Origin of the sequence: Halorubrum persicum, assembly GCF_002727125.1 — an archaeon.
In the GTDB taxonomy this organism is placed as follows: Archaea; Halobacteriota; Halobacteria; order Halobacteriales; family Haloferacaceae; genus Halorubrum; species Halorubrum persicum.
On record NZ_NHOA01000149.1, the window covers coordinates 73,065 to 88,814 of the forward strand.

A 15,750-nucleotide genomic window follows, 5' to 3' on the forward strand; every position below is an offset into this window, starting at 1 on the left:
GCGTGTCCACCGCGGTGACGAGGTGCAGTCTCTCGTTGATGCTGGCGGACATCTCACGGCTGCGCTCGCACGCCCCTCGATCCGATCGCCGCCACTCGGCATGGAAGTCGGAATGCCAGCAACCGCGGCTGTAGAAACGTACAACGAAGCTCCTCGTCCGGTTCGACTACATCCGGCAACGCAGCGCCGACGACCGCAGGACCAGGGCCACGAGTCTTCGCCGTCTGCCGGAACAGATAGTCAAAGTGACGCGTTTTGGGTGATGGCGTCGATGAGATTTTCACGCGCCGGCCAATGTTTGCGTCCGGTGTCCGAAACCGCTGCGAACGTCACGCGTTCAGGCCCCAGTCCACATCCTCCTCGACGCCCTCACGCTCTCGATCCGCTCGCTCGACTCTCGTCCGACCGACGCGCTCGACGGCTTCCGCGCGGTCGAGTTCGCCGTCGAGGACCCGGTCGGAAATTTCGGCGGCCATGTGGTACAGCTGCTCAGCAACGTTGTCAAATCCGTGTCTGCCTGATCGGACGGGACTGACTGGGGCCTCTGTCCACCACAGTGGTCCCAACAAGATCGTCTCAGACGCTCCTTCTACCGTCAAAAATAGCGGCCTCGGCACTCATAGGGCTCGTCATCGCTGGTGCCGAGGCAGCTCGGAGCGGTGCATCGTCATCGGCCGGTGGCTCGTAGTCGGCTCGTCGCCTAAAAGGGCCGGGTCGCTCCCGGAGCGCCGTTCGCCGATCGAAAAATCGGGCCGAGGTCGGTCACTCGTCGCCGTGACACGACCCCGCGTACGCGTTCCACCGGCCGGTTCCGTTCGGGATCCGCTCCGTGTCCGTCGGGTCGAACGTCGCCGCGGAGCGGGCGACCGCCTCGGCCGCGGTCGGGAGGTCGTCGCCCGCCTCGCGGCAGGCCGCGTCTCCGTCGGTCGACGCCGCTGTCTCCGTCTCGATACTCGTCTCGCACGTGCTCGGACCCTCGGGACCGACCGCCGCCTCCGATTCCGAGCCTGGATCAGCCGTGTACTACGGGTGGCACATCCCCACGGATGAGCGCATCCTTAATAATTGTTCATGTTTGTTCTCGCGTCGCGGGGTGGCCGGTCCGGCCCCCTACTCGAACGACTCGGGCTCGATGCCGGAGAGCCGCATCGCGTTGCCGGTGACGCCGAGGCTCATCCCCATGTCGCCGACGACGACCGCGACGGCGACGCTCACCAGCCCCAGCGGCACGCCGAGCGCCAGCAGGAACTTCACGCCGAGGCTCGCCCAGATGTTCTGGCGGATGACGCCGTTGGCGGTGTGCGAGAGCGCGTAGAGGTACGGGAGCTTCGCCACGTCGTCGCCCATCAGCGCGATGTCGGCGGTCTCCAGGGCGGTGTCCGTCCCCGCGGCGCCCATCGCGATGCCGACCTCGGCGGTCGCCAGCGCGGGCGCGTCGTTGATCCCGTCGCCGACCATCGCGACCTCGCCGTACTCGGCCTGCAGCGACTCGACGGCGGCCACCTTCTCCTCCGGCAGGAGGTCCGCCCGGTACTCGTCGACGCCGACCTGCTCGGCGATCGCTCGCGCGGTCCCCTCGTTGTCGCCGGTCAGCATGACGACGCGCTCCACGCCGAGCGCTTGGAGGCGCTCGACCGCGCGCGCCGAGTCGCGACGGACCTCGTCGGCGACCGCGACGGCGCCCGTCAGCTCCGTCGCCGTCCCGACGAGCACCACCGTCTTCCCCTCGCGTTCCAGCGCGGCGAGGGCGCCCTCGCCGAACGCACCGGGGGAACCGTCCCCCTCGGCCGCGGCTCCGACTTCGTCGTCTCCGGTCACGACCCCGCCGTCGGTCTCGGCCCGCGCCCGCGACAGGTCGAACCCGAGCTCCTCGAACAGCGCGGGCTTCCCGGCGTAGTACGTCTCGCCGTCGATCTCGGCCCGGATCCCCTTCCCCGTGAGGCTCTCGAACCCGGTCGCCTCGGGGAGGTCATTCGTCCCGGCCCGCTCGGCGCGGTCGAGGATCGCGGTCGCGATCGGGTGTTCGCTCCGGCGCTCCAGCGCCGCCGCCCGGCGCAGCAGGGCCGTCTCGTCGGCGTCGCCCAGCGGGAGCAGGTCGGTGACCGTCAGCCGCCCCTCGGTGAGCGTCCCGGTCTTGTCGAGCGCGACCGCGTCCACGTCACCCATCGCTTCGAGGTGGTTCCCCCCCTTGACCAGGACGCCGTTCCGCGCCGCGCTCGTGACCCCGGAGACGACCGAGACGGGCGTCGAGATGACGAACGCGCAGGGACACGCGATCACGAGCAGCGTGAGTCCGCGGACGAACCACGTCCCCCAGTCCGCGGCGAACGTGACCCCGTAGCCGGCGATCTCGACCGCGATCGGGTCCGCGATGACCAGCGGCGGGACCGCGGCAGTCAGGATCGCCAGCACCACCACGACCGGCGTGTAGTACCCCGCGAAGCGGTCGACGAACCGCTCCGTCTCGGTCTTCTCGGCCTGCGCGCCCTGCACCAGTTCGATGATCCGCGCGAGCGTGGAGTCGCCGGCGGTCGAGGTGACCTCGATCTCGAGGTACCCCTCCTCGTTGATCGCGCCCGCGAACGCCTCGTCGCCGGGGGCCTTGTCGACGGGGACGCTCTCGCCGGTGATCGGCGACTCGTCGACCGCGCTCTCCCCCTCGACGACGGTCCCGTCGAGCGGGATCTTCTCGCCCGGGCGGACGACCACGACCTCGCCGACCGCCACGTCGTCGGCGGGGACGGTCGCCTCGTCGCCGTCGCGCTTAACGGTCGCCTCGTCCGGCGACAGCTCCATCAGCTCGCGCAGGGAGTCGCGCGCGCGGTCCATCGCGTAGTCCTCCAACAGCTCGGCGATGCTGAACAGGACGGCGAGCGTGGCGGCTTCGACGAAGTAGCCGATCCCGGTCGCCGCGATGATCGCCGTCCCCATCAGGAGGTCGATGTCGAGGCTCCGGTTGCGCGCCGAGTAGAACCCCCCGCGGATGACGGGAACCCCGCTCGCGGCGACCGCGCCGATGAACAGGGCGTCGGCGAGCGTGAGCGGGGCGCCGAGCACGCTCGCCACCGCGGTGTTCCGCCCCGTCAAGACGAACTCGAACAGGAGCCCGAGCGTCACGAGCCCGGCGCCCACCCACGTCTTCTTGGCGCGCGCGCTCGTCCAGACCTCGGCGGGGGGCGCGACGGCGACCCCGCCGGCGCCCGCGCCGTCGCCACCGGCCTCGGTGCCGTCGGCGTCCTCGGAGCCGCCCGTCCGCCCCTCGGTGACCTCGTACCCGGCGCCTTCGATCGCCGCGATCACGGCCGCCTCGTCGGCGACCTCCGGGTCGTACGTCACCCTCGCCGTCCCGGCGGTCGGGTTGAGCGCCGCGTCAGTCACGCCGTCGAGGCGTCCGAGCGCGTTGTCGACCTTCCCGGCGCAGGAGGGGCAGTCCATCTCGGGGACCGCGAGGCTGGCGGTCAGCTCTCGGCGGCGTCCCGCTTCGCCGGCCCCGTCGCCGTCGTCCGAACCGTCTGTCATTACGTGGAGAGACGGGCCGTATCTCGATAAGCCTTGGTTGGAACATTCCAACTGGCCGGCTCCGATCGGACCCGACGCTCCCGCAGGCGGCCGATCTCACCGCGAGGCCGGCCCGGCGTCGACGACCCGGCCCTCGGCGACGTGCGCCTTCGCGAGCCGCTCCTCGGCCCGACGGAGCCGGTAGGTGAGCGTCGACCGCGGCACGTCGAGGTGGTCGGCGAGCCCGCCGACGTCGACCTCGCGGGGGGACTCGTAGTAGCCGTGTTCGACGGCGGCCCTGAGCGCGGCCTCCTGCTCGGGACTGAGGCCGATATCGCTCTCGCTGGCTCCCGATCCGCCGGTCGCGCCCGACACGCTCGCCGTCTTGAGCAGTTCGGTCCGGGCGGCGTCGCCCACGGCTTCCCGGAGCGCGTCGAAGAAGTCGCCCACGTCGCCCTCGCCGGAGTGGATGAGTCGCCAGGTGTAGTGGCGCCCCTCGTGGCGCGTCTCGAACAGCACGCTCTCCCCGAGATGGTCGCGCGCGATGTGCGGGACGGACGCGCAGACCGGCGTGGGCTCCCAGTCGGTGTACAACACCAGCGTGTCGTCCGTGTGGTCGAGGACGCGAGTGGTCTGGGCCGCGCCGCAGTGCTCCGACGCGAGGCAGTCGGCGTAGTAGTCGCCGTCGAGGAAGGCGGCCTCGACGTCGTCGAGCGCGGCCGGGGTGCCGGTCGCGTGGTCGACGCGCCAGAGGTGGTCGTCGGTGGCGTGCACCGACAGCGACCGGACCCGAGCCCCCGAGTGGTCGGCCAGCGCGTCGGCCACCCTGTTGCGCCCTGGCTCGTACTCCAGGGCGAAGACGAGTTCGCGCATGGCCCCCGATACGCGCCCGGCGGTAATAACGCGTGTCCCGAGCCGCCGCCGCGGCAACACGCGCCCCGCGACCGAATCTGTGTGCGCCCTCCGGCGTGAACTCCCCGTGAATGACGATTCGATATACCGAAGAACGGTTTATGAGTCCCGGATCCGAACGTGTTCGGGCGCGTTTCGCGGCCGTGGGAACCCTCGAAAGCGGGTTCGGTGAGTCGTGCGTACTCCGGGTATGGTCGAGAAGACGGACCGAACCGGCGGATCGGACGGGGCGCGCTCCGCGGACGGCCGGCGCTTCGAAGTGTTCGTCCGCGAGGAGGAGGCGGACCCGCTCCGTCACGTCGGCACCGTCGCGGCGCCGACGCCCGACGCCGCCCACGAGGAGGCGAGCAAGCTCTTCGCGTGGTACGCCCGCGACGTGTGGGTGTGTCCCGCCGACGAAACGCACCGGTACTCCGCCGAATCGCTCGCGGACGAGGAGTCGGCGGCCGAGGCGGGCGGCGACGGGGAATCCGGCGACCCCGACGCGGCGGGACGCGATCCCGACGAACCGCGCGTCTACGAGGAGACCGAGGGAGCCCCGACGGTCTCGTGCGGCGGGGCGCCTGTCGACGACACGGAGGGGTCCCGATGATCTCCGTCAGCAAACTCCTCTGCGACCTCGACGCCGAGAGCGACGGGCTCCGGTACGACGCCGCCGACGGATCGAAGAAACCCCAGATCACCGACGACAAACAGCAGCGCCCGGTGGTCGTGTGGAACACCACGAAGCGGTGTAACCTCTACTGCGAGCACTGCTACGCGGCGGCCGACCAAGCGGGCGCGCCGAACGAGCTCTCCACCGCGGAGGGGAAGGCGCTCATCGACGACCTCGCCGACTTCGGGGTGCCGGTGCTCCTGTTCTCCGGCGGCGAACCCCTCGTCCGCGAGGACCTTCCGGAGCTGGTCGCACACGCCGCCGACAGCGGCGTTCGTCCCGTCCTCTCGACGAACGGCACCCTCCTCACTCGCGAGAACGCCCGCGAGCTGAAGGAGGCGGGACTCAAGTACGCGGGCGTCTCGGTCGACGGGCTCCCCGAGCGCAACGACCGCATCCGGGGCGAGGAGGGCGCGTTCGACGCCGCCGTTCGGGGGATCGAGGCGTGTCTCGACGTGGGGCTCAAAACGGGGCTTCGGTACACGATCACCGAGCACAACGTCGACGACCTCGCCGGCGTCGTCGATCTCCTCGTCGACGTTGGCGTCGACCGGTTCTGCTTCTACCACCTCGACTACGGCGGTCGCGGCGCCGACATCGCCGACGTGGACCTGAGCCCCGAGGCGACGCGGAAGGCGGTCACCGACCTGTGTGACCTCACCCGCGAGTACCACGACTCCGGCGAGGAGATCGAGACGCTGCTCGTCGGCAACTACGCCGACGCGGGCCACCTCGTCGAGTACGCCGACCGCGAGATGGGGACCGACCGGGCGCGGCTCATCCACCGGTACCTCCAACGCAACGGCGGCGATCCGACCGGCGAGCGCGTCGCCGACGTGGACCCGGTCGGCAACGTCCACCTCACCCAGTTCTGGCAGGGGTACTCGCCCGGAAACGTCCGGGACCGGTCGTTCGGCGCGATCTGGTCGGACGAGTCGAACCCGCTGCTCGCGGGGCTCCGCGAGCGCGAGGACCACCTCTCCGGGAAGTGCGCGGAGTGCGCCTATCGGGAGATCTGCCGCGGCGGCTCGCGGCTCCGCGCGCTGGCGGCCCACGGCGACCCCTTCGCGCCCGACCCGAAGTGTTACCTCACCGAGGCCGAGCGCGACGGGAACGCGGCGATGAGCCGGATCGAGGGCGGCTCCGCGGCCGACGCGGACTGAGGCCCCGGTCGGTCGCCGTCGGGAGTGGTCGACGCCCGACCGCGCCTCTCCGGAGGCTCCTCGGCGGTGCCGCACGTCTGAGAGCAGCGCCCGTCGGACCGACGAGCGCCGCGCGCCTCATCGCTCGATCCCGTCGAACACGTCGGTGACGAGCTTCGCCTGCGCGGTCCGCAGGCGCTGTGAGAGCGCGGACTTGCTGATGTCGAGCTCGGCGGCCAGGTCCCCGAGCGCCACGTCGCCGTCGTCGTCGAAGTAGCCGCGGACGACGGCGAGTTCGAGCCCCTCCCGCTGTTTCGGCGTGAGTTCGGAGAGGTCGAACGTCGCCTGCTCGGTCGCCTCGGGCCCCTCGACGACCGCGAGTCGGACCAGCCGAACGTAGTCGAGCGTCTCCCTGAGCGCGCCGACCACGTCGCGAACCGTGTCCCGGTCGTCGACGTAGGTGGTCACGAGCATCGTCCCGCCTTCGACCCGCTGGACCTGCGGCACGCAGCCGAACCGCTGGAAGGTCCGGCAGAGGCAGTCGTCGGAGACCTCGCCGCGGGCGCGCACCGGCCCGTCGCCGTCGACCGGCTGCACGTCGGCGGTGCACTCGTGGCCCACCGCGTTGACGGCCACGTCGCTGGCGTCGGGGGTCTCGGAGACGATCGGGCAGTCCCAGTCGTCGCTCGGATCGATGTCGAGGTCGACGCGGAGTCGACGCTCGTCCCCTGCGACTTCGGCCATGGAGTTACTTGACCGCCCGGCGGCTTAGCGGCTCGGCGGATCCCCAGTGTCCGAGAACGCGTGCGACGGGCGTCGGCCCGCGCGTGGCCGGTCCGAGCGCGTGGTAGTCGAACGCGGCTGACGGGAGTCCGGCCCCGCTCCTGCCCCCGTCAGATCCCGCGCCGTTTATGTGCCGCGCCGCGGTGAACGGAGATGACGTGCGCGAGACAGCACGCGGAGCCCTCGAACTGGCACGCCTCGGCAACTGCGTCGCCGCCGCGGTCCTCACCGCGACCGGGGCGTTCGTCGCCGGCGCCGGCGACGCGCTCGCCCCCGCGGCGATCGCCGCGGTCACCACCGCGTTCGCGGTCGCCGCCGGCAACGCGATCAACGACTACTTCGACCGCGAGATCGACGTGATCAACCAGCCCGACCGTCCGATTCCGCGCGGTGCGGTGTCGCCGCGGGGCGCGCTCGGGATCTCCGCCGTCTGGTTCGCGGCCGCCGTCGTCCTCGCGCTGGCGCTCCCGCGGCTGGCGCTCGCCATCGCCGCCGTCAACCTCGTCGCCCTCGTCACCTACACGACGGTGTTCAAGGGGACGCCGGGGCTCGGCAACGCCCTCGTCTCGTATCTCGTGGGGTCGACCTTCCTGTTCGGCGGCGCCGCCGTCGGCCGCCCCGGGGCGGTCGTCGTCCTCGCGCTGCTCGCGGCGCTCTCGACGTTCGCCCGCGAGGTGATCAAAGACGTCGAAGACGTGGTCGGCGACCGCGAGGAGGGGCTCCGGACGCTCCCCGTCGCGATCGGCGAGCGCCGGTCGCTGTGGATCGCGGCGGGGTCGCTCTCCGTCGCCGTCGCCGCCAGCCCGCTCCCGTACCTCACCGAGACGTTCGGCGGCGCCTACCTCGTCCTCGTCGGGGTCGCCGACGCGGTCATGCTGTACGCCTGCTACGAGGCGTTCGCCGACCCGACGGCGGCCCAGCAGCGATTCAAGTACGGGACGTTCCTCGCGGCGGTCGCGTTCGTCGTCGGCCGGGCCGCGTTGTTGGTTTGAAACGGAGACGGAAACGAGCGTGCGCGTTGGCCGACAACGTGCGGTCGCCGACGCCGTCGTGCGATCGCCGACGATTCCGTGCGATCGCTATCGCTGTCGCTCTTCCAACGAGATCGGCAAAAATCAGCGATACGTCGCTCGCTCGACGGCGGACGGTCAGGTGACGGTCACGCGACGTTGAAGCCCTTGTCGCGGAGGAAGTCCTCCACGCGACCCGAGTGGTTCCCCTGCAGCTCGATGGCCCCGTCCTCGACGGTGCCGCCGCAGGCGAACTTGGACTTGAGGTCCGACGAGAGGGAGCTCATGTCCACGTCCTTCGGGTCGAATCCTTCGATGACCGTTACCTCCTTACCGTACCTGCGCTCGTCGATGCGGATGCTGATCTGCTGGGACTCCTTCGCGACGTCCTCGCAGACGCAGAGTTCCTGGGGCAGTCCGCACGTCGAGCAGACTTCCGACATTACGGCTGAATCTACATGGTGCCCGTATTAAATAGTGTCGGGAGTGCGGCCGTCGCACACGCCGAGGGCGGCGACCGCTCACCCGCGCCGCGGTCACTCCCGGGCGAACAGCCGGCCGATCACGGGCGTCCGCTCCAGCGCGAGCCGGCGGACCGTTCGCCGCGCCTCGTCCGCCTCCGCGCGCGTCACCGCTCCGGCGTACGTTGCCCGCTCGTAGGTCTCGCGGACCGCTCGCGCGCGTTCGTCGACGGAGCCGTCGCGGAGCGGGAGGTCGTCGAGGTACGCTCGCGGCGTCTCCCCGGGTCGCCGCTCCCGGTAGCGCCGGGCCAGCAGGTGTTCCAAATCGGCGAACGCCCGCTTCGCGTCCTCGGTCGGCTCCCCGCGCCCCCAAGGCGTCCGGATCCGGACGGCGCGGCGCGCGCGCCCACCGAGGCCGAGCCGCCGCGCGCCGGCGACGCCGATCGTCACGACGAACAGCCAGTACGCGACCGCCTCCCGCGACGGGACCGGCAGCCCGCCCTCGTCGCCCTCGCCAGCGCCCGGGCCGCCGACGCCGGCGGGCGTTCCCTCTTGGATGAGCCGCTCCTGTGGGAACCCCCCCTCGGCGAGCGAGGCGCCGGTCCCGTTGGCGTCGCCCGCCTCGTCGCCGCCGGCCCCGTTGCTCCCGTTCGCCTCCCGGGACGGCTCGCCTTCCGCGCCGGCGGGCGCGTCGTCCCCCGGGTCCGGCGTCGGGCCGCCGCTCGGCTCCGACGCCGCGGTGTCGACCCCCGCTTCGTCGCTCTGGCGGGCCTCGGCGAGCCGTTCGCTCCGGGCCTCGGCGCGCTCGCTCGGCGGGGTCGGGTCGAACGCGACCCAGCCGTGGTCCGGGAAGTACACCTGCACCCACGCGTGGGCGTCCTGCCCGCGGACGACGTACCGGTCGTCGCCGACCCGATCGCCCTCGGAGTAGCCGGTCGCGAACTGCGCCGGGATCCCCTGCGAGCGCAGCATCGCGACCATCGTCGTCGCGAAGTACGTGCAGTAGCCGGCGTCCATCTCGAAGAGGAACGCGTCGGCCACGTCGCCCTCGGGTTTCTCGACGGCGAGCGAGTAGTCGTACTCCTCGATCAGGTACCGCTCGATCGCGGCCGCCCGATCGTAGGGGTTCTCCGCGTCCGCCGCCTCGACGATCGCCTCGGTGCGTTCGCCGACCCGGTCCGGCGTGCTCTCCGGAAGCTGCGTGTAGCGGTCCTCGATCGCGGGGTCGTACGCCGCGCTGGCGTTCCGGAGCGCCGCCGGCTCCGCGTCGAGCACCCGGCTCTCGACGGTCGTCGACTCGCCCGGCCGTAGCGCGGCGCCGAGCCGGAGCGTGCCGCGCTCGTCGACCTGCACGGCCGAGGCGCCCGCGCCGCGCACGTCCACGGCCTGCCACGGCGCGGGGAGCGCGGTCGACTCCACCCGCGCGGTGACCGTGACGTTCGCCGCCGTCGTCTCGCCGGGCGGCCCGTCGAGCGAGCCGTCCAGCGTCGACCGATCGCCCGACCGCACCCAGCCGTCGCCGGTGTAGGTGTCGTAGGCCGCGACGTGCCAGTTCGACGCGACCGGGCTCTCGATCTCGTACCGTACCTCGGGGGAGAGCCGCGTCGGGCCGACCACTTCCACCTCGTCGCCGGCGCCGAGCGACGACTCCAGCGTCTGGCTGCGGTCGCCCGTCCACGGCTGCGCCGTGGCCGCCGGCAGCACGGTCACCGTCGCGCTCACGAGGATCATCGCCGCCAACACCGCGGCGAGCTGGTCGCCGTGGCTCCGGAGCGCGTCGGGCGTCGACAGCGTCGAGAGCCCGGCCGCGAGCGCGGCGCCGACGACGCCGACCAGCGCGGCCAGCCCTCCAGCGTCGCCGGTGCAGACGAGGAACCCGAGGGTTCCGCCGGCCACCGCGGTCGCCTCGACGTGGCGCCCCCGCCCGACGAGGTACACGACGAGGAACGTCGGCGCCGGCGCGACGGCGAGGATCCACACGTCCGCGAGCGCGAGCCGGAGGATGGAGAGCCCGGTCAGAAGCGACACCACGTCGATCGCGACGCTCTCGACCGAGAAGAGGGCCCGCCGGCTCGCGGGGACCGCGAAGTAGTACCCCGCGAGCGCCGCCGCGAACAGCGCCGCCGTCAGCCGCACGGCGGTGCGCTCGGTGACGACCCGGGCGAGGACCGCGCCGGCGGCCCCCGCGACCGAGACGGCCGCGGCGGTGCGCGCCGTCCCGCCGACCACGTCGGTCGCCCCGAGGAACACGGCGAGGTACGCCGCGGTGACGAGCGCGACGCCGACGACCGCGGGGTCCGCGAAGCCGCGCCAGTCGTCCGCCGGCTCGTCGGCCACCGCCCCGCCGAGGTCCGGAAGCGCTCCCGACGCGCGCCGTCTCGCGGCCTCGGCCCGCCCCCGATCCCCGGACGCGCCACCGCTCATCGCCCGCGCACCTCCGTCTCGGTCGGAGCGGCCGCCGTCGCTCTCGAACGCTCCGCCTCGGATTCACCGTCCGCCGCCGCTCGGAGGTCGTCGACGGCGACGGTCCGGCCCCCGGTCCGATACCGCGCACCGTCCGCGTCGGCGAGCACCGCCACGTCGGCGTCGTCGACCGCGACCGCGCCCGGACCGGTCACCGCCGCCAGCTCGAGCACGGCGCGTCGCCCCTGCGGTCCCGGCCGGACCGACACGCTCCCGGCCGGCAGCGTCAGGTCCACCGGGACCCCGTCGTCGAGCAGGGCGAGCGCGAGGCTCGCGGCCGCGCTCGCGAGGGCGTCGGCCCCCCCGCGCTCGCCGGTGGTCTCTCCCGCGATCGCCACCCGCCCGCGCCGCGTCTCCGCGGCGAACTCCTTGACCACGATCTCGTCGCGCTTCGCCGTCGTTGGCCAGTGCACGTCGCGGAGCGCGTCGCCGCGCGCGTACTCCCGCAGCCGGTCGAACTCCTCGCGCTGCCGGCTCGCGCCGACCGCGTCGTCGGCGTACAGCTCCCGCCGGAACCGCGCGGGGATCGGGTGGCAGACCGGATACGCGGTCGCCGCGTCCGTGTCGTCGACGACCACCTCGCGGTCGAAGAGCCCGAACACGTCCGTCGCGGTCACCCTGACCGGCCCCAGCCGACGCTCCCCCCGTTTCAGATACCGGACCCGATACGTCACCGGCCCCGCCCCGATCGACGCGCGGATCGGCCCCTCGGGGTCCTCCAGCCCGTCGTCCGTCTCGTCGTCGATCGCCGCCAGATACGTCCCGGCGGCGCCGGCGGTCGCCGGTCGGAGCTCGATCCGGGCCTCGCGGCGCTCCCCGACGAACCCGTCCCGAGGCGGGACCCGGCGCACCTCGGGGTCCTCCACTCTCGCCAGCTGGACGTACCCGGCGACGAGCGCGACGACCCCCGGGAGGACGACCGCGTCGAGCGCGCGTCCGCCCGCCGCCAGCCCCAGGAGCCCGCCGATCACGCAGGCCGCGCCGACGACGCGACCGCGCCGGGTGAGGGTCGCCTTCGGCATCGGCTCACTCCACGGAGACCCGGTCGAGCGCGTCGGCGACGATCTCCGCGCCGTCGGCGTCGCCGGAGTCGGACCGGATCCGGTGGGCGAACACCGTCGGCGCCTCGGCCTGTACGTCGTCGGGGATCACGTAGTCGCGCCCGTCGAGGGCGGCGCGCGCCTGCGCGGCTCGCAGCAGCGCGAGGCTCCCGCGGGGGCTGACGCCGAGGCGGGCGTTCCGCCGGGTGTGGACCGCCAGCCGCGCTACGTATCGGCGCAGCGCCTCGGTCGCCTCGATCGCGGCCACCGCGGCCCGGGCGCGCCGAACGTCTCCGATCGTCGCCACCGGCTCGACCGCCTCGACCGGGTGGTCGCCGGCCATCCGGCCGATGATCTCCGCCTCCTCGTCCGTGTCGGGGTAGCCGAGCCGGATCTTCTTGGTGAACCGGTCGACCTCGGCGACCGGCAGGTCGTACGTCTGGCCGGGCTCCACGTCGTTTTGGGTCGCGATCACGCAGAACGGGTCCGGCAGCTCGCGGGTGTCCCCGTCGGTCGTCACCTGCCGCTCCTCCATCGCTTCGAGGAGGGCCGACTGCGTCTTCGGCGGCGCGCGGTTGATCTCGTCGCCGAGCACGACGTTCGCGAACACCGGCCCCGGCTGGAACTGGAACTCGTCGGTGCGCTGGTCGAACACGTTGACGCCCGTCACGTCCGAGGGGAGCAGATCCGGGGTGAACTGGACGCGCTTGAACGAGCCGTCGATCGAGCGCGCGACCGCCTTCGCGAGGGTCGTCTTCCCGACGCCGGGAACGTCCTCGACGAGGAGGTGGCCCCGGGCGAGCAGGGTGACCACGACGTGGTCGACCGCCTCCCGCTTCCCGACGATCACCTCCTCGACGTTGTCGGCGACGCGCTCGGCGAGGGCGGCCACCGCCGCGGGCTCCATCGTGGCGTTTCCGGCGTCCGCGGCGCCGTCGTCATCGGCGCTGCCGACGCCGCTATCGCTGTCACCACCGTCGTCGCCGTCGACACCCGGCCCCAGCGGCCCCGTCTCCCCCGGATCAGTCATCGGCGTCGCTCGTCGTCCACACCGTGGGTCGCGGGCCGAGCCGCCAGGCTCGGCCCGGGAACGCACCGCTCCGATCTGGGCGCACGCCGACCAGCCGGAGAGACCATGCGAGTGGCACCCATTGACATAGATGTATCTCGGATTAGGATGGAAGCGGGATATGCGTTCCGCCGAAACGCCGTGTCGGCGTCTCTCCGACTACCTCTGGACGCCTCCGATTCTCCTCGACCGCCGTCGCTCGCGCGCGTTCCGACCGCCCTCGACGGCCTACGGCTCCCGCACGTTCCGGCCGACCGGCTCGCCGAACGACTCCGCGCCGGTGACCGGGTCCCGCTCGTAGACGACCTCGCCCCGGACCGTCGTCAGCTCCGGGAACACGCCCAGCAACCCCTCGAAGGGGGTCCAGCCGGCCGCGCCGTGGAGCGCGCCGGCCTCGATCTCGCGGGGGTTCGTCAGGTCGACCAACACGAGGTCGGCGTCGGCGCCCGGCTCGATCCGACCCTTGCTCTCGATCCCGAAGATCGACGCCGGGTTGGCGGCGACCACGTCGCGGACGCGCTCCAGCGAGAGGTTGCCCTTCCGCACCGACTCCAAGAGGAGCGGATAAAGCGTCTCCACGCCCGGCACGCCGCTCGGCGCGTCGGCGAGCCCCTGCCGCTTCTCGGCGACCGTGTGGGGCGCGTGGTCGGTGGCGACCACGTCGATGTCGCCGTCGCGGAGCCGCTCGAAGACGCCGGCTCGCCGCTCCTCGGAGCGGAGCGGCGGGTTCATCCGCCCGAACGTCCCGAGCCGCCCCGCGTCCTCGCGCGACAGGAAGAGGTGGTGCGGCGTCACCTCGCAGGTCGCGCCCGCGTCGGTCACCGCGTCGACCCCCTCGGGCGTCGACGTGTGCGCGATGTGGACCTGCGCGTCGCTCTCCGCGCCGGCCTCGAGCGCGCGCTCGACCGCCGCGGCCTCGGCCTCGGCGGTCCGGTAGGCCGACCACGCGTCGGCGTTCGCGGCGGTGCCGACGCCCCCGAGGTCGCCGTCGAGCGCGCCCTCGTCGAACAGGGTCTCGTCCTCCGCGTGGACCGTGACGGGCACGTCTCGGGCGGCGGCCTCGGTGAGCGCCTCCGCGAACAGGTCCAGCGCGATCCCCATCTCGCCGGTCGAGTCGGCGAGGAACACCTCGCCGAGCGCGAACAGGGGGCGCTCGAAGAGGCTCTCGGGGTCCCAGTCGGCGGTGACGCCGCCGTTGATCCCGTAGTCGACGAGCGCGGGCGCGGCGAGGTCGGCCTTCTCGTCGAAGGCGTCGCCGTCGACGGTCGGCGGCGAGGTGTTCGGCTGGTCGACGACGGTCGTGACGCCGCCGGCGGCCGCGCCCCGCGAGCCCGAGGTCCACGTCTCCTTGTGGCTCGCACCCGGCTCGCGGAAGTGGACGTGCACGTCGACCGCGCCGGGCAGGAGATGGCGCCCCCGCGCGTCGACGACGCGCTCGCCCGCGTCGGCGTCGAGGCCGGCATTCGTCGGCTCGACCGCGTCCACCGTCCCGTCGCGAACCCGAACGTCGCGGACCCGCCCGTCGGCCAGCTCCGCACCCGTGATGAGCATGGGTACGCGCTCGCGGCGCGCCGCTTAAACCGTGTGGTTCGGACGCCTCGGTCGCGGCGGTCGAGACCTCGGCGGATCCGTGAGGACGACGCGCGGCCCACCACAAAGCGTTTGTCGGGCGCGAGACCCAGTTGCGGTATGGCCCTCCCCCCGCTTTCCGCGCTCTCCGCGGTTCCCGTTCGCCCCGACCCTCACACCGTTCGGTCCGGCCTTGACGCCGTCCCCGTCGGCGACCTCGCTCCGGTCGCCGCGGCCGTCCCGGCGGTCATCGACACGGCGATCGGCTGGCTCTTCACGCTCGTGCTGGTCGCGCTCCCCGGCGTCGTCGCCGCCGTGTGTTGGACCCCTTTCCTGCTCGCGGCGCGGTTCCGGGCGCTGTTCGTCGCGCTCCCGCCGGCGGACCGGCTCGTGCCATCGTACGTCGGCGTCGCGCTGGCCCTCTCGGTCCCGTACCTCGCCGGGATCCTGCTCACCGTCGGACTCGTCGACTCGGCGGGCCCCGGCTGGAGCGAGGGGTTCATCGACACCGCGCTGTTCGGCGGGATCGGCGTCGGGGCCGGCGTCCCGGCGCTCGCCGTGCTCGGGCTCCCGCGGCTCGGCGTCGACTGGGACCCGACCGGATACGGGCCGGGGACGTGGGCGCTTCTCGTCGCCGCCGGGCTGTGGTACGCGCTCGTCGCCGCGGTGCCGCTGATCGCGCTGTCGATTGGGCTCGCGCTACCGGGCGGGTACTGACAACGACCGTGGCCGGGCCGGCACGGCGGATCGCAGGGGCGGTCCGGGCGCGTTCAGTACCGGGTGCGTTCAGTATCGTAACACTTTGTTGACCCGAGCGGGCTACCAGTCGACATGTTCCCCGCACCCCTCCGACTGTTCTTCGTCGTCGTCCCCCTCCTCGTCGCGGCGGGCGCGCTGGCGATGGCCGCGTTCCCCCGGCGGATGACCGCGTGGCAGCTGCGCTCCCCCGACGGCTCGACGCAACGGCTCGAGCCGAGCGGGACGCGGCTCCTGCTGATGCGGATCATGGGCGTCGTCGTCGCCGGCCTCGCGCTGCTCATGCTGTTCACGAGCCAAGCGATCTTCCCCTGACCGCCGATCCCGACCGATCACCGGTCGACCCCGTGCCAACCGGTGCCGACGCTCCGATACGGTTTTGGGTCGTCCCG

The 15,750-nt window shown here is 72.8% G+C and carries 14 protein-coding genes; 5 read left to right on the plus strand and 9 right to left on the minus strand.

Annotated elements, in window-relative coordinates; genetic code table 11:
• Positions 1-329: 329 nt before the first annotated feature.
• From DJ69_RS18585 to DJ69_RS16575, 3 genes are all read right to left on the minus strand, one after another.
• The gene (locus tag DJ69_RS18585) at positions 330-476 is read right to left on the minus strand and encodes a hypothetical protein (protein WP_180271853.1); all 147 of its coding nucleotides are present in this window, start codon (positions 474-476) and stop codon (positions 330-332) included.
• Positions 477-1,110: 634 nt separating this feature from the next.
• Positions 1,111-3,519, minus strand: coding sequence for a heavy metal translocating P-type ATPase (locus DJ69_RS16570; RefSeq protein WP_099256630.1), 2,409 nt, complete (start codon positions 3,517-3,519; stop codon positions 1,111-1,113).
• Between the two features lie 96 nt (positions 3,520-3,615).
• Positions 3,616-4,371, minus strand: a complete 756-nt coding sequence (locus DJ69_RS16575) for a helix-turn-helix domain-containing protein (RefSeq protein ID WP_099256631.1) — start codon at positions 4,369-4,371, stop codon at positions 3,616-3,618.
• Positions 4,372-4,600: 229 nt separating this feature from the next.
• Here DJ69_RS16575 and DJ69_RS16580 point away from each other — a divergent pair, with 229 nt between their 5' ends.
• Positions 4,601-5,002 (plus strand): Htur_1727 family rSAM-partnered candidate RiPP, encoded by a 402-nt coding sequence (locus tag DJ69_RS16580; RefSeq protein WP_099256632.1) that lies wholly within the window; start codon positions 4,601-4,603, stop codon positions 5,000-5,002.
• On the plus strand, positions 4,999-6,228 hold the full coding sequence (locus DJ69_RS16585) for a TIGR04347 family pseudo-SAM/SPASM protein (RefSeq protein WP_099256633.1): 1,230 nt from the start codon (positions 4,999-5,001) through the stop codon (positions 6,226-6,228). The genes DJ69_RS16580 and DJ69_RS16585 overlap by 4 nt, the downstream gene beginning before the upstream one ends.
• Before the next feature lie 117 nt (positions 6,229-6,345).
• Here DJ69_RS16585 and DJ69_RS16590 read toward each other — a convergent pair whose 3' ends face one another.
• Positions 6,346-6,951 carry a helix-turn-helix domain-containing protein gene (locus DJ69_RS16590; RefSeq protein ID WP_099256634.1) on the minus strand — a complete coding sequence of 202 codons (606 nt, stop codon included), beginning with the start codon at positions 6,949-6,951 and terminating at the stop codon, positions 6,346-6,348.
• Between the two features lie 167 nt (positions 6,952-7,118).
• Here DJ69_RS16590 and DJ69_RS16595 point away from each other — a divergent pair, with 167 nt between their 5' ends.
• The gene (locus DJ69_RS16595; protein ID WP_180271854.1) at positions 7,119-7,982 is read left to right on the plus strand and encodes a geranylgeranylglycerol-phosphate geranylgeranyltransferase; all 864 of its coding nucleotides are present in this window, start codon (positions 7,119-7,121) and stop codon (positions 7,980-7,982) included.
• 167 nt (positions 7,983-8,149) lie between these two features.
• Here the strand turns inward: DJ69_RS16595 and yciH are convergent, their stop codons facing one another.
• The 5 genes from yciH to DJ69_RS16620 form a co-directional block, all read right to left on the minus strand.
• Positions 8,150-8,443: a stress response translation initiation inhibitor YciH gene (gene yciH, locus DJ69_RS16600; protein WP_004046732.1), complete on the minus strand. Its 294-nt coding sequence runs from the start codon at positions 8,441-8,443 to the stop codon at positions 8,150-8,152.
• Positions 8,444-8,536: 93 nt separating this feature from the next.
• Positions 8,537-10,885, minus strand: coding sequence for a transglutaminase domain-containing protein (locus DJ69_RS16605; RefSeq protein ID WP_099256636.1), 2,349 nt, complete (start codon positions 10,883-10,885; stop codon positions 8,537-8,539).
• Positions 10,882-11,946 (minus strand): DUF58 domain-containing protein, encoded by a 1,065-nt coding sequence (locus DJ69_RS16610; RefSeq protein ID WP_099256637.1) that lies wholly within the window; start codon positions 11,944-11,946, stop codon positions 10,882-10,884. The genes DJ69_RS16605 and DJ69_RS16610 overlap by 4 nt, the downstream gene beginning before the upstream one ends.
• 4 nt (positions 11,947-11,950) lie before the next feature.
• Positions 11,951-12,871, minus strand: coding sequence for an AAA family ATPase (locus tag DJ69_RS16615; RefSeq protein ID WP_394338371.1), 921 nt, complete (start codon positions 12,869-12,871; stop codon positions 11,951-11,953).
• A gap of 390 nt (positions 12,872-13,261) precedes the next feature.
• Positions 13,262-14,584, minus strand: coding sequence for a dihydroorotase (locus DJ69_RS16620; protein WP_099256639.1), 1,323 nt, complete (start codon positions 14,582-14,584; stop codon positions 13,262-13,264).
• A 138-nt stretch (positions 14,585-14,722) separates the two neighbouring features.
• Here DJ69_RS16620 and DJ69_RS16625 point away from each other — a divergent pair, with 138 nt between their 5' ends.
• Both DJ69_RS16625 and DJ69_RS16630 read left to right on the plus strand, forming a co-directional pair.
• Positions 14,723-15,319 (plus strand): hypothetical protein, encoded by a 597-nt coding sequence (locus DJ69_RS16625; RefSeq protein WP_245851748.1) that lies wholly within the window; start codon positions 14,723-14,725, stop codon positions 15,317-15,319.
• Positions 15,320-15,433: 114 nt separating this feature from the next.
• Positions 15,434-15,673, plus strand: a complete 240-nt coding sequence (locus DJ69_RS16630) for a hypothetical protein (protein WP_099256640.1) — start codon at positions 15,434-15,436, stop codon at positions 15,671-15,673.
• Positions 15,674-15,750 lie beyond the last annotated feature (77 nt).